This is a genomic window from Photorhabdus australis DSM 17609 (assembly GCF_000711895.1).
GTDB lineage: Bacteria > Pseudomonadota > Gammaproteobacteria > Enterobacterales > Enterobacteriaceae > Photorhabdus > Photorhabdus australis.
On sequence record NZ_JONO01000012.1, the window covers coordinates 70,391 to 83,573 of the forward strand.

At 40.9% G+C, this 13,183-nt stretch carries 12 protein-coding genes; 2 read left to right on the forward strand and 10 right to left on the reverse strand.

Annotation, left to right across the window (positions count from 1 at the left end; all coding sequences use genetic code 11):
- Window positions 1-23 precede the first annotated feature (23 nt).
- Window positions 24-1,247: an O-antigen ligase RfaL gene (gene rfaL / locus BO26_RS06345; protein ID WP_236637354.1), complete on the reverse strand. Its 1,224-nt coding sequence runs from the start codon at window positions 1,245-1,247 to the stop codon at window positions 24-26.
- 113 nt (window positions 1,248-1,360) lie between these two features.
- Here rfaL and mutM point away from each other — a divergent pair, with 113 nt between their 5' ends.
- Window positions 1,361-2,170: a bifunctional DNA-formamidopyrimidine glycosylase/DNA-(apurinic or apyrimidinic site) lyase gene (gene mutM / locus BO26_RS06350; protein ID WP_036770045.1), complete on the forward strand. Its 810-nt coding sequence runs from the start codon at window positions 1,361-1,363 to the stop codon at window positions 2,168-2,170.
- Window positions 2,171-2,232: 62 nt separating this feature from the next.
- Here the strand turns inward: mutM and coaD are convergent, their stop codons facing one another.
- The 6 genes from coaD to rfaQ form a co-directional block, all read right to left on the reverse strand.
- Entirely contained in the window at window positions 2,233-2,724 is a 492-nt protein-coding gene (coaD, locus tag BO26_RS06355; RefSeq protein ID WP_036770048.1) for a pantetheine-phosphate adenylyltransferase, read from the reverse strand.
- 6 nt (window positions 2,725-2,730) lie between these two features.
- Window positions 2,731-3,498, reverse strand: coding sequence for a glycosyltransferase family 2 protein (locus BO26_RS06360; protein WP_036770050.1), 768 nt, complete (start codon window positions 3,496-3,498; stop codon window positions 2,731-2,733).
- Complete coding sequence (gene waaA / locus BO26_RS06365) at window positions 3,499-4,776, reverse strand: lipid IV(A) 3-deoxy-D-manno-octulosonic acid transferase (RefSeq protein ID WP_036770052.1); 1,278 nt, start codon at window positions 4,774-4,776, stop codon at window positions 3,499-3,501.
- 109 nt (window positions 4,777-4,885) lie between these two features.
- Entirely contained in the window at window positions 4,886-5,998 is a 1,113-nt protein-coding gene (locus BO26_RS06370; protein WP_036770053.1) for a glycosyltransferase, read from the reverse strand.
- Window positions 5,998-7,125 carry a glycosyltransferase family 4 protein gene (locus BO26_RS06375; protein ID WP_036770054.1) on the reverse strand — a complete coding sequence of 376 codons (1,128 nt, stop codon included), beginning with the start codon at window positions 7,123-7,125 and terminating at the stop codon, window positions 5,998-6,000. The genes BO26_RS06370 and BO26_RS06375 overlap by 1 nt, the downstream gene beginning before the upstream one ends.
- The gene (gene rfaQ / locus BO26_RS06380) at window positions 7,122-8,186 is read right to left on the reverse strand and encodes a putative lipopolysaccharide heptosyltransferase III (protein WP_036770055.1); all 1,065 of its coding nucleotides are present in this window, start codon (window positions 8,184-8,186) and stop codon (window positions 7,122-7,124) included. The genes BO26_RS06375 and rfaQ overlap by 4 nt, the downstream gene beginning before the upstream one ends.
- Window positions 8,187-8,403: 217 nt before the next feature.
- Here rfaQ and BO26_RS06385 point away from each other — a divergent pair, with 217 nt between their 5' ends.
- Window positions 8,404-9,372: a polysaccharide deacetylase family protein gene (locus BO26_RS06385; protein WP_036770056.1), complete on the forward strand. Its 969-nt coding sequence runs from the start codon at window positions 8,404-8,406 to the stop codon at window positions 9,370-9,372.
- A gap of 633 nt (window positions 9,373-10,005) precedes the next feature.
- On the opposite strand, the gene rfaC is transcribed toward BO26_RS06385, so the two are convergent.
- From rfaC to rfaD, 3 genes are read right to left on the reverse strand one after another with little or no spacing between them, the layout of a single operon-like run.
- A complete protein-coding gene (gene rfaC, locus BO26_RS06395) occupies window positions 10,006-10,971 on the reverse strand; it encodes a lipopolysaccharide heptosyltransferase RfaC (RefSeq protein ID WP_036770062.1) in 966 nt (321 codons plus the stop codon).
- Complete coding sequence (rfaF, locus tag BO26_RS06400; protein WP_036770066.1) at window positions 10,971-12,023, reverse strand: ADP-heptose--LPS heptosyltransferase RfaF; 1,053 nt, start codon at window positions 12,021-12,023, stop codon at window positions 10,971-10,973. Before rfaF ends, rfaC begins: the two co-directional genes overlap by 1 nt.
- 10 nt (window positions 12,024-12,033) lie before the next feature.
- Entirely contained in the window at window positions 12,034-12,972 is a 939-nt protein-coding gene (gene rfaD, locus BO26_RS06405; RefSeq protein ID WP_036770068.1) for an ADP-glyceromanno-heptose 6-epimerase, read from the reverse strand.
- Between the last annotated feature and the right edge of the window lie 211 nt (window positions 12,973-13,183).

Sequence of the window (13,183 nt, forward strand, 5' to 3'; positions counted from 1 at the left end):
CATGAGATGACCGCGGTATCTGATTATTCACTTTTCTTTTTATACAGTGCAATCATCAAACCCAATAAAATACCTATCTCATTAATATAGGTATTTTCAAAAGCCCCGCGGACAATAAACAATCCGATAAATCCAGTTAATAGAATAATGCCTGCCTGCTTTATTATGCCATTGTTACGGCTAATAATATGGCTACCAGTATACAGTGCGGAGATGGTCATCAGTAAAGTTGTGATTAGGCCGATTATTCCACCTGCAAACCAGAGTGCCAGAAAGATATTGTGGGGGCCGATAGATGCACGAAATATCCAGTCTGGATAATCAGCAACTCGCTCATTGTAAACCTTATGGTAGACTTTGTTGCCATAACCGTAGCCCTTAATTGGGTTTTCCATAATTAAAGTCAGAGCGGAACCTTGTACACCATTAGTATATCGATGGCTGCTATCAGTTTGAGTCAGCTTCCAAAATAGTAATTTAGTATTTTCATTAGTTATTGTCGCAGTGTGAGAAAGGATAACTGAAAAGCTAAGGATTAAACTCGCCATTATAGTTAGTTTCCATTCCCGATTAATAATGATGATAAAGACAGTTATAACAGTAACAGCTACCCAAGCACCACGGGCTAAGGTACCTAATAACAAAAACAAACTGATAGCCGAAGCAACAGCCAGTATCAACCAACTCGTCAAGGTATGTTTTTTCCACAATGCCCAGGTACAAAGTAGGATGGGGAAATAGAAAATAAAACCATAAGAAAATTCCCGGTGGTCGAAATTGATCAAAGGTATTTCACTCTTACTATAGTTGATAATGTATTTACCAATATCAGTCAGGCATATTGCCAACATTCCAATGACAAATGAGTATAGAATCATCTTGGCAATGCTTTCTTTATTCTCTTTGTACAATACAACAGGGAAAGTAAAACTGAACAGTAATAGCCCATTCAAAATGGGCTTATTCATCTCTTGAAAGCTCAATGTGGGATCGACTGAAATTGCCACTGAATAGAACATTGCTAAGGTGAATAACAGAATAGACAGAAACAATGAATTGCGCATAGAGCGTATCACTTGACGAAAATCCGTTACCAGGTAGGTCAATGTTGTAATGCCAATCAGAACAAGAACCAGATTTTTATATCTTGTTATATCAGGCAGATAAACAAGGACTATATAAATTCCAATGATGGATAAGTTCCATAAGGATTTTTTGTTGCAATTTTTAATATCAAACATATTCATCAATCTGTTTTCATTCCTGTTGAGTTTGGTTGGAAATGATACACAAAAATATTATCTTAATCTGCTGAGATGCAATAGAGTTTAAACATATACATAATACAGGAGTTATCATCATGCCAGAACTACCAGAGGTAGAAACCAGCCGGAGAGGAATAGAACCACATCTGGTAGGAAACGTAATTCAGTATGCGGTGGTCAGAAATGGGCGGCTGCGTTGGCCAGTTGCGGAAGAAATTATGACGCTGAGTGACCGGCTTGTACTCAGTGTTCAACGACGGGCTAAATATTTGCTGATTGAGCTAGCGGAGGGTTGGATTGTTATCCATTTGGGTATGTCGGGCAGCTTGCGGATCCTGTTAGAGGAGCGCCCTGCGGAAAAACATGATCATGTGGATTTAGTCATGGCTGATGGTAAGGTCTTGCGTTATACCGATCCCAGACGATTTGGTGCATGGCTATGGAGTAATGACCTCAATCGGTGTTCAGTATTGACTCATTTGGGACCTGAGCCACTTTCTGATGATTTTAATGGCGCTTATCTCTACGCCCGATCTAGTAATAAAAAAACATCAATTAAGCCTTGGCTAATGGATAACAAGTTAGTTGTAGGCGTCGGTAATATCTATGCGAACGAAGCGTTGTTTACTGCTCATATTCAACCTGAGCGCTTGGCACATACGTTGACTGAGCGTGAAGCGTATTTATTGGTAAAAACCATTAAAAAGGTTCTGCAACGATCTATTGAACAAGGTGGGACGACGCTTAGGGATTTCCTACAATCTGACGGTAAACCGGGCTATTTTGCTCAGGAATTATTTGTTTATGGCAGGGCCGGTGAGCCATGTCGGATTTGTGGTGAGAAAATAGAAAGTACTAAGCTTGGGCAGCGTAGCACTTTCTTTTGCCGTCATTGTCAGCATTAATTTATGCAGATGTTCGGGTGAAGTGTAGGGATAGGGAATATCCCTGCTAACCCGGGTAATGTTCAGGAACTTATTTTGCCTAATTTCTTTAGCATTGCTTGCGCAACAGGTTCTGGCAGGAATGATGAGATATCGCCGTCGTGACGAGCGACATCTTTAATCAAGGACGAAGATATAAACGAGAGATTTTGTGATGGCAATAAAAAGACACTCTCTAATTCAGGCATAAAGTGGCGGTTCATATTTGCAAGTTGCCATTCATACTCAAAATCAGACACCGAACGAAGACCACGGATAAGAATATTGGCCTGTTGCTTCTTTGCGAAATTGGCCATCAATTCACAAAAACCCACTACTTCCACATTATCCAGGTGCGAGGTTACTTCTTTCGCCATGGCAACGCGTTCATCCAGAGTAAACACCGGATTTTTCCTGGTACTGTTAGCAATAGCAAAAAGAACGTGGTCAAACATACCCGCAGCACGGGTAACAATATCGATATGTCCGTAGGTAACAGGATCAAATGTGCCGGGATAAATAGCTTTGGTTTTCATTAATTTTTACCCTTGTTGCTGTCTCTTTTCCCACAACGCGACATACTTATTAAACGTATATTGAGCGTTAACGATAGCCAGTATTAGTCCCTGTTTACCATCAAGAAAGCCAGCCCGCAACAGCCAGGTTTTAACGAAAGCACCAAAGGTATGGCTGAAAATCGAAAAATAACTGCATTGTTTACCTTGTTCGTGGCGTTGTTTGGCCCATGCTTTAGCATAATTTAGCTGTTTTCTCTGAAATTCCATCAGATCACGACAAGTAAGATGAAGTAAATCCCCTTTCAAAATAACAACAGGAACTCCATGGGTTTCAAGCGATTCATGAACCTGATTATCATTGTATTGATAACGATCACGGGCATAAAGACGGAGGACTCTATCGGGATACCAGCCACTGTGTTTCATAAAGCGGCCAAGAAATAAATTTCGGCGGGCGCAGCTGTAGACTTTATTGTTATCAGCGTGGTTCAGAACTTGCTTTATAGATGCTCTCAGTTCTGGCGTTACACGTTCGTCAGTATCGATCATAAAAATATAATCACCAGAAGCATATTGCTGAGCTAGCTGGCGCTGGCGACCAAATCCCGGCCAGTTTGTATTAGAAAATATTTTTGCGCCCATCGCCTGTGCTATCTGGCAGGTGTCATCTGAACTGCCAGAATCAAGCACGATGATTTCATCAGCCCAACTGACTGAGTCCAGACAATCTCTAATCAGATCCGCTGAATTCTGGGTAATCATTACAACGGAAAGACGTTTTCTCTTACTCATTCAGTGGCTCCGTGGGGGGAGGTAGGGTTCCAGCAATTTAAGCAGACGCTGAAGAGTACCCTGATTCTCATGCAATACTTCTGCGGCGTGGCGGCCATAGTACAAGCGATAATCTTCATCAGTCAGTAAGCTGTTGATTTCGGTGAATAGAGATTGGCTGTCAGTAACGGTAATCAGGCCATTAGCTTGATCCAATTTGGCGCAGATAGCTTTAAAGTTAAAAGTATGGGGACCCATTAACACTGGAATGGCATGGGCTGCTGCTTCCAACGGGTTATGTCCACCACGCTCAACCAGGCTGCCACCAACAAAAGCCAGATCTGCAATACCATAGAGTAGCATCAGTTCACCCATTGTATCGCCAATAACAACCTGGATATTGGCTTCGGGGATTTTTCCAGAACTGCGCAGAATATAACTTAACCCGACTTTCTTTGTTAGCTCTTCAGCTTTAGCAAAACGTTCAGGATGGCGTGGTACGAGAATCAGTAGCAAATTTGGGAATTGTTTCAATAAATTGCAATGAGCATCCAGTATATAGCTCTCTTCTCCATCGTGGGTGCTCGTGGCTATCCAGACAGGACGACGAGCAGCCCACTGGCGCCGTAATGTCACCGCCTTAGCTGCCAATTCAGGTGTGACTGAAATATCAAATTTCAAACTGCCGGTGATAGCCAATTGAGAGCGTCTCAAACCTAATTCAATGAAACGTTCACCATCTTCCTGATTCTGGGCTGCAATCAAGGTAATTTTGTGCAAAATTGTTTTTACGAAATGGCCTATTTTTTGGTATCCCGCAGCAGAACGAGCAGATAAACGGGCATTAGCAATCACCAGAGGAATATTACGTCGATGAAGTTGGAAAATGAGGTTAGGCCAAAGCTCTGTTTCCATAATGATCACTAACTTTGGATTAACTTGATTGAGAAAACGCTCCATGGAGCCAGGAAGATCGTAAGGTAAATAAACGTGATTAACATCATTTCCCAAAGCAGAAAGAACTCTCTCTGAGCCGGTAGGAGTCATCGTAGTCACTGTAATCGGTAAAAAAGGGTAGTGGTGACGCAACGCTCTAACCAAAGGGATTGCCGCTAACGTCTCACCGACGGAAACTGAATGAAGCAGGATGCCCCCAGCGGCAACTTTACCAGCACAGAAACCGTAACGTTCACCCCAGCGTTTACGGTAAGCAGGGGCCTTGCGGCTGCGAAGTAATAAACGCAACCAAATCAGAGGTTGGATGAGGTAGAGAAGTACCTGATATAAACGCAATAACATTCTATCAAATTCATTTATATAAATTAGCGCCAATAGTATCACACTGCTTCAAGGAAAGTGTGAAAATGCATATCTGTATAAGATAGAGACGGTTGATGTCTTAGATGTCTTAAAAGTTGCGTTTATCTATCAGTGACACATATTGTCGCAGTATATGGTCACTATCAAACTTCTTATACATATCTTCAGTAATTACAGGGGGGTGATTATAGATCAATTGCATTTTTTCAGCTAACGAGTCAGACGTGAGCTGAGATAAATATTGTGTTAATTCACCCGTCATAATTTCAATGGCACCACCGGGACATTTAGTGCTGACAATCGGTGTGTGACAGATTAATGCTTCAATCAGAACTGTTGGTAAACCTTCACTATCTGAACTGATAACGACGGCTTTTGCTTCACGAATAATAGGCAGAGGATTAGCGTGAAAGCCAGCTAAGATAACTTTATTGGTAAGATTAAGTTCACTGATTTTCTGTTTAATCTCTGATTCAGCTTGTTCTTCACCTTGGCCAACGATCAGTAACTTACAGGGAAGTTTTGCTTTAGCAAAAGCTTCCAGAAGGCGGTCATGGCGTTTAACCACATGAAAACGACCAACGTGTAGCAAATACTCTATTCCGTGGTAAGGATTGTCTTGATTTGCTTTTTCTTTGATTTCTTTAAAATCAAATGGATTGTAAATAGTCAGGACTTCTGCTGGTTGCAGAGAAATATTTGTTTTTAAATCATCACCTACTGCATCAGAGACACAAACAAGCTTCCTGTTTTTATAGGTTTTTTTAATTTTTTCTTTTTTTATCCAGTAAGCAAGTCCGTTCTTATTACCAAGGTAAGATTGAGAAAAGATACCGTGGATACAATGCCAAACATTACAATCAGCTAAAACTTTTGATTTAACGACGATTCTGTCAGTTTTGTGCAGATTAGAGATTACAAGGGCGGGTTTATTTTTTTCCTGGAAAAGTTTCTGTAAAACTTTATCCATAGATTTAGCTCTGCGATTAAGCTCATTGAGTCTTCTTAAGGGACCTTGATAATGATCCGCATCGAAAAGGTAGTTAATCCCGTCAGGGATGGTATAAGCCAGTCTGGTATCAAGTGAAAGGATGGAGATTTGATAACCAGATTGATGTAATCCATTGGCGAGCCTGAGTGTGACGTTTTCTGCGCCCCCACCCGGTAATCCATCGATAATAAAAAGGATATGTTCTGTCACTATGTCAATACTCGTTGATAAAGATGAATAAGTTGCTGTGATAAATGTTCGGGTGTCGAATTTAGAATTCGGTTTCTTGCTTCGGATGCCATTTTTGTGCCTAAAATGTTATCAGGTATACATTGAATCGCTTCTGTTAGTTGACTAATGTCAAGGGCATCACAAACAAAACCATTTTTTTCTTGAATGACAAATTCGGAACCACCACACATCGTACTGGTAATAACCGGTAAACTGCATGCCATTGCTTCAAGGATGACATTTGGAAATGGATCGTACAATGTCGGCAGTAATAAAGCGTCTGCCATCTGGTAAAAAGGAAGAGTTTGTTTCTGTAATCCCATAAAGCGGATACGCTCGTTGCAACCTAAGGAATTTGCCAGAGTTAAATATTTTTTTTGCTCTTTATCTTTGCCGATAACTAACAAATAATCCCCCGTTCTTGCAATAGCTTTAATTGCGGCAGCTAATCCTTTCCGTTCGAACCCAGAACCAACATAAATTAAACACTTAGTATTTCGTGGAATGTGATACTTTTTCCGCAGTTGTAACCGAATTTGCTCGTTTGCGGGGTAAAATTTTTTGTGATCGATGGCGTTATAGATGACAGAAATCTTATCTTCGGTAAGGTTAAAATCCTCCATCAATTCTTTTTTGATCATTTCAGCATTACAAATGACTTTTTTGAGTTCAGGGGCTGAATACATCTCTTTTTCTGCATCCATAACATAACGATGATAGCGATCGTTCAGTAACCACTTTGCTCGCCATTTGGGTAAAATTTTTGCTCGTTGCAATAACCAGCGGCGATGAACCCCATCACCTGCGCGATAAATATCACAGCCGGCAATCCTTTCATGGCTTTGGACTAAATCAAATTTTTCTTGTTGCCAAATAGTACGAGCTGCCTTGGCAAAGCCTCTTTCTCGGCTAATGCGGCCTAATTTAATAGGATTGCATAAGTGAAGATGCCAATTTGGGTTCGTTTCTCCTTGCCAGGATCGGGTTATAACATTCAGCTCTAATTGCTGATGACTTAAAGCTTCCAGCGCCCTTGAAACGAAACGTTCGGCTCCTCCATCGGGACGATATTTCTGACGAATGATAGCCAGGCGCAAATGTTTCATAAGAGGTGCCTCCTTGCCGAGGAAATAACAGCTTCTGTTGGGATTAAGTCCAGGTACCGTTCGTTGGTATTGGTCTCAATATCATCTGGGTCGGGCAGTCTACCATAATTTCCAGCCCAAATAACCTCACCAATCGCTTGCCATGGCCGCCAAAGTGCTAGTTTGGATGGGCCGAAGAGAGCAATGCAGGGAGTGTTTAAAGCGGCAGCCATATGTATGGGAACAGAATCAACGCCGATCAGTAACTGGGCATGGTCAATGAGTGCTGCTAATTTTGGTAAAGTTAATTGTCCAGCTAGAGATATTATGTTTTTATCTGGGCAATACGATAAGATGTTATTTATCATTGTTATCTCTTGTTCATCTGGGCCTGATGTTAAGATAACTTGTCTGCCGTCATTTTTTAACGATGTTATTAATTTTGCCATTTTTTTTTCATCCCAGCATTTAAAAAACCAGCGGGATGTCGGTTGAATAACAATATATTTTTGCCCAATAGCATGTTGAGCCAAAATTTCTTTTACCCAGATTAAGTCTTTTTCACTGTAATTCATCTTCACATTAATCATAAATGAGGACAAATTCAAAGGATTCAGAATGGAAAGATTCTGTTCTACAGTATGCATTGAATGGTGTTGATCTGTATTAATAACTTTAGTATAGCAGAGATACCATTTCCTGCTCTGCCGTTTGGGATAATCGAAACCTAAACGAATGGGGGCGCCGGTGAATAAAGTGATAAATGCACTTCGCCATTGGTCTGTCAGATTCAATACTAAATCATAGTGGCGTATTCGTAGTTTTTTAAGTAACTGCCATTCATAAGTGAGACGTGATTTTGTTCCCAAATTTCTCCATTTTCGGTCAATGGAAAAAATATGGGAAATGTCGGGAGAATTTACTAACATTGGTTTAGTTTCTTGATAAAGTAAAATATCAATTTCGGCTTCTGGATAATGATATTTTAATGTGCTAATTACTGGCGTGATTAATAGCATATCTCCATGATGTCGGAGTTTTATCACTAGAATTCGTTGAAAATTGCCAATTTTATTTGCCATTATATTTATTCTGCAAATTATCAATATAATGATTTTAATAGAGGGATATGGGGGGCGCTACTTTCTATTCCTGTTTAAGTAAAATAATGCGATCTAGTTCCAGAATTAAAATGAAGCATACATAAAAATTACCACTTAATGATAAGTTAATTGCTCTATGTCACTGACCTGCGTACTATAAAGCCACAAGTTTGGTTATGTTTTAGGCATGTGTCTGATGATTTTACCAGCATTTATTATCACTATTGATACTGAAGGTGATGACTTGTGGAGGAACCACAGTCAGATTTCGACAGAGAATACGCGTTATTTACCGAGATTTCAGGGCTTATGTGAACGTTTTGGTTTTAAACCGGTTTGGCTAACGAATTATGAGATGGCAATGGATGATTTATACATCGACTTTGCTAAAGATGTAATTGCCAGGGGGCAGGGGGAAATTGGGATGCATTTACATGCCTGGAATAGTCCACCGGTTGTCCCTCTCACAGACGATGATATGCGTTATAAACCTTATCTGATTGAGTTCCCGAAAGAGCAAATCAGGGCAAAGGTTGATCTGATGACTAACCTATTGGAAGACAAACTACAAACTAAAATGTTAAGTCATCGAGCGGGACGTTGGGCATTCGATGAATATTATGCTGAATTGTTAGTGGAATATGGTTATCAAGTTGATTGTTCTGTAACACCCAAAGTTAATTGGAGCTTCACAAAAGGCAATCCTAATGGCAATGGGGGAACTGATTATCGTCACTTTCCGACTCATGCCTATTTTATGGATTTACAGGATATTGCTAAGCAAGGAGATTCTTCTTTGCTAGAGGTACCAATGAGTATTCAATATAAGCATCCACCGTTGATGAATTTCCTTAAACAGAAATATGATAGTTTACGTGGGAAACAGCGTTCTCCATCTGTTAACTGGTTGAGACCAAAAGGTGGCAATTTAGATCAAATGAAAAAAGTTGTTCAGCAAACATTGGCAGAAGGTAGTGATTATATTGAGTTTATGTTGCATTCCTCTGAGTTTATGCCAGGTGGTAGCCCGATATTTAAAGATGAGGAACAAATTGAGCGTCTTTATCAGGACTTAGAAGATTTGTTTAACTATCTTAAACCCAAAGTTCAAGGTATGACATTGGCTGAATATTATCAGTCAAAGAGACAGGGAAGAAATAGGTGAAAATTCATTTACTATTTATTATGTTCTTATAATTTATGCTTTGGCATATTTAAACAAAGGTGTGCATTTTACCTGGGCTATCCGTTTAAATGTGTTATTATTTTCACGGCTATAATATTAGAAAATTTTATGTTTAACGCTCCTGCAATCAGATGATTGTAGGAACATTATTACGATCTGATATTAAATTAATATCAAATGCCCAAAAACATCGGCAGCAGGTTATCCATCTGTTATTAAGATCTTTTGTTGGGAAATCTAAGATAAAAATATATTCCTTCTTTCCTGAAGTATTTTCAGTTTCTTATCTATTTTTACTCAGTGGATGGGTATTAGAGAAAACAGAATTGATGATGGTTATATACCCTATGGATTTCAAGATGCATCGCGACGGCAAGGGAGCGAATCCCCGGGAGCATAGATAACTATGTGACCGGGGTGAGTGAGCGCAGCCAACAAAGAGGCAACTTGAAAGATGACGGGTATAATTACATATTGTCGTTTATTAAAAGAGTTGCACTAATAGCCAGATGGATTATTAGTGCAATATAAAATTCTTAAATAATTCTAACCGTTTGCTGAACAAGCAATTATGCAAAATTGTTTACAAGGTTATATTTAGACCCGTAGTAATTAGCCAATATTTTTCTGGAGATGAGTTAACACTGTCAATGGCGTAATGCTTTTGATATCTCTATCCTCTGCTTTCAAAGACATCTGCTCCTTGCCATAGCCGCCAATTAGCCCCGGATCTGTTGGGCCAAACAGCGTAATATTGGGGCGATCTAGTGCAGCTGTGAGGTGGCTCAGACCGGTATCAACAGAGACAACGGCTTTCGCACCTGCCAGTTGTTGGGCTACCTGGGCTAAAGTCAGTTTTGGTAGTACCTCTACATGTGGGAAACCTTCTGCCAGCCTCAGTGCGCGTTGGTGTTCATGTTTAGCTCCCCAGGGGAGTTTAATTCGCATACCTGTTGGTTGAATTTCAGCAATAAGTTGACGCCAGTAGCTTTCCGGCCAGTGCTTTTCGTCGCGGGTAGTAGCATGGAGAAAAACCAGATAATCGTCTTGATTTTCTGGATTCTGCTTTAAAAAATGGCGGGAAATGCCATAATCACCTTGTTTTGTCGGTTTGCTATAACCAAGACTGACAGCAAACAATTCCCGAATACGCTCTACAGCGTGTTGCTGCTTACTGACTGAATGACGGAAATCATAAAAGAAACTTGCCAACGGCTCTCGGATGCTTTTACGGTCGTAACCGTGTTTGGGGCCATGAGTTAAGCGAGTTACTAGAAATGCGCTTTTCAATAACCCTTGAGCATCAATAATGGCATCATATTGATTTAATTTTAGTGTTTCTTTGAATAAACGGTGTTCTGTGCGGGTCTCTTTACTAAACCAGCTTTTACGCCAGCGGCGAATAGCAACCGGAATAATGTTATCAACAGCACTGTGCCAATTTGGGATTTGTGCAAAGCCTTCTTCTACTACCCAATCAAAACGGATATCTGGCAGATTTTTTTCTGCATCAGTAAGTGCTGGGAGAGAGTGGAGTACGTCTCCCATGGAAGAAGTTTTAACCAGTAAAACCCGCATTAATCCTGACTCTCCGCTTGTAATAATTTTTCCAGAGAAGCCATCACCTGTTCTGGCTGGATATCAATAAGACTCTGATGATAGCCATGTGCACTGTCACCTTTTCTGATCTTGTGATAACCAGTAATAAGGCGGATAACTTCTGCTTTGTCAGATAATGGCGGAGTAAAATCTGGGCTGCTTGGCCCGTAGAGTGCAACGAGAGGGCGATTAAGTGCTGCGGCAACGTGCATCAAACCAGAATCGTTAGTCACAACCGCATCACAAGCAGCAATAATATTGACTGCTTGTTCAAGAGATGTTTGTCCGGCAAGATTGATACAGTATTCACTCGCTTCTTCCGTCAGTGATTTGCAAATATCTTCTCCACCTTCGTGATCCTTAGTCGAGCCAAAAAGCAGAATTTGGTATCCCTTTTGCGTAATAAGCTGTTGAGCCAACGTAGCGTAATGATAGTGAGGCCAACGTTTCGCCGGGCCAAATTCTGCACCGGGGCAGAAACCGATAATCGGTCGGTGATCAGAAATGTTGAATGCTGCGGTAGATTCAGCAATATCTTCATCAGTGACATTCAACTGAGGGCGCAGTAATGGTTGCGTGAGATCTTTTGCGCTGCTTATCTGCTTTGCATCATAGGCTAATGCGACATAGCGATGAACCATCAACGGAAAAGCTTCTTTATTGAGTATACGAATATCATTGAGCAAGCCATATCTCATTTCACCGCGCCAGCCGGTGCGCAGAGGAATATTGGCGAAGAAAGGAACTAACGCAGATTTAAAAGAGTTTGGTAGCACATAAGCGCGATCATATTTATGTTCACGTAGTGCGACACCAAGTCGACGACGTTCACCTAATGCCAGTGCACCATGGCCTAATGGCATCGCTAATGCCTGATCGACCTCCGGCATTTTTGCCAGCAGTGGGCGGCACCAGGCTGGAGCCATAACATCAATTTCTGCATTAGGGTACGAAGCCTTTAATGTTCGGTAAAGGCTTTGTGACATCATCATGTCCCCCACCCAAGAAGGGCCGATCACTAATATTTTCATAGCGAATAGATTATTTATCCGGATTGAGCCAATGCATATATTCCGTCACTCCTTCGGCGACTGTTTTGAATGGCTTATCATAACCAGCTGCACGGAATTTAGTGAGATCTGCTTGAGTGAAGCGTTGATAACGACCTTTCAAATGTTCAGGGAAATCAATATGCTCAACAGTCAGTGATTTATCTTTATGGAATTCAACAACTGCGTCTGCAATTGCCTGGAAAGATTCAGCACGGCCTGTTCCACAGTTATAAATACCCGAAACGCCGTTTTTCCAGAACCAAAGATTAACCGCCGCGGCATCACCAACATAAATAAAATCACGCTGAAAGCCTTCACTGCCGGCGAATAATTTTGGGTTTTGTCCCTGATTGATTTGATTATTCAAATGAAAAGCGACACTTGCCATGCTACCTTTGTGCCCTTCACGTGGTCCGTATACATTGAAATAACGGAAACCACAAATTTGTGAACCAGCTTGAGGCAGGATCTCCCGGACATATTGGTCGAATAGAAATTTAGAGTAACCATAAACATTGAGTGGTTTCTCATATTGACGCTCTTCGATAAAATTATCAGTGCGGCCGCCATAGGTTGCTGCTGAGGAGGCGTACAGGAAAGGGGTGCCGCGTTCAAGGCAATAGTGCAGTAATTCTTTGGAATATTGATAGTTATTATCCATCATATATTTGCCGTCCCACTCGGTTGTGGATGAGCAAGCGCCTTCATGGAAAATAGCGTCAATATCACCGAAATCATCACCGGCCAGAATACTGGCAATAAATTCTTCCTTGTCCATGTAATCAGCAATATCCAGGTCAGCCAAATTAGCGAACTTAGTACCATCTTTTAGATTATCTACGACCAGAATATTTTTAAATCCTTCGTCATTCAGTGCCTTGACAATATTGCTGCCAATAAATCCAGCACCGCCAGTAACAACTATCATCGGACTTACCTCAATCAATAGGGTTATACGAAGCAAACGGCTCCTATAATAACATCTAACACTTTTGAGGGCAGCAGCTTAAACAGGGGGATATACTGAAATAATATGGTAATTCAGTTTGCATGACGTGACGGGTACAGCAAAGTTAATATTATCTGCCTGGTAATGTCGTCAGTAGCCTGATCAATCAGTAAAATATGTCACTACCCTT

Coding starts and splice junctions, on each gene's coding strand:
- rfaQ (WP_036770055.1), bottom strand. CDS start 8,186: ATGGCAAATAAAATTGGCAATTTTCAACGAATTCTAGTGATAAAACTC.
- rfaF (WP_036770066.1), bottom strand. CDS start 12,023: ATGAAAATATTAGTGATCGGCCCTTCTTGGGTGGGGGACATGATGATG.
- rfaL (WP_236637354.1), bottom strand. CDS start 1,247: ATGAATATGTTTGATATTAAAAATTGCAACAAAAAATCCTTATGGAAC.
- waaA (WP_036770052.1), bottom strand. CDS start 4,776: ATGTTATTGCGTTTATATCAGGTACTTCTCTACCTCATCCAACCTCTG.
- coaD (WP_036770048.1), bottom strand. CDS start 2,724: ATGAAAACCAAAGCTATTTATCCCGGCACATTTGATCCTGTTACCTAC.
- BO26_RS06375 (WP_036770054.1), bottom strand. CDS start 7,125: ATGAAACATTTGCGCCTGGCTATCATTCGTCAGAAATATCGTCCCGAT.
- rfaD (WP_036770068.1), bottom strand. CDS start 12,972: ATGATAGTTGTTACTGGCGGTGCTGGATTTATTGGCAGCAATATTGTC.
- BO26_RS06360 (WP_036770050.1), bottom strand. CDS start 3,498: ATGAGTAAGAGAAAACGTCTTTCCGTTGTAATGATTACCCAGAATTCA.
- rfaC (WP_036770062.1), bottom strand. CDS start 10,971: ATGCGGGTTTTACTGGTTAAAACTTCTTCCATGGGAGACGTACTCCAC.
- mutM (WP_036770045.1), top strand. CDS start 1,361: ATGCCAGAACTACCAGAGGTAGAAACCAGCCGGAGAGGAATAGAACCA.
- BO26_RS06385 (WP_036770056.1), top strand. CDS start 8,404: ATGATTTTACCAGCATTTATTATCACTATTGATACTGAAGGTGATGAC.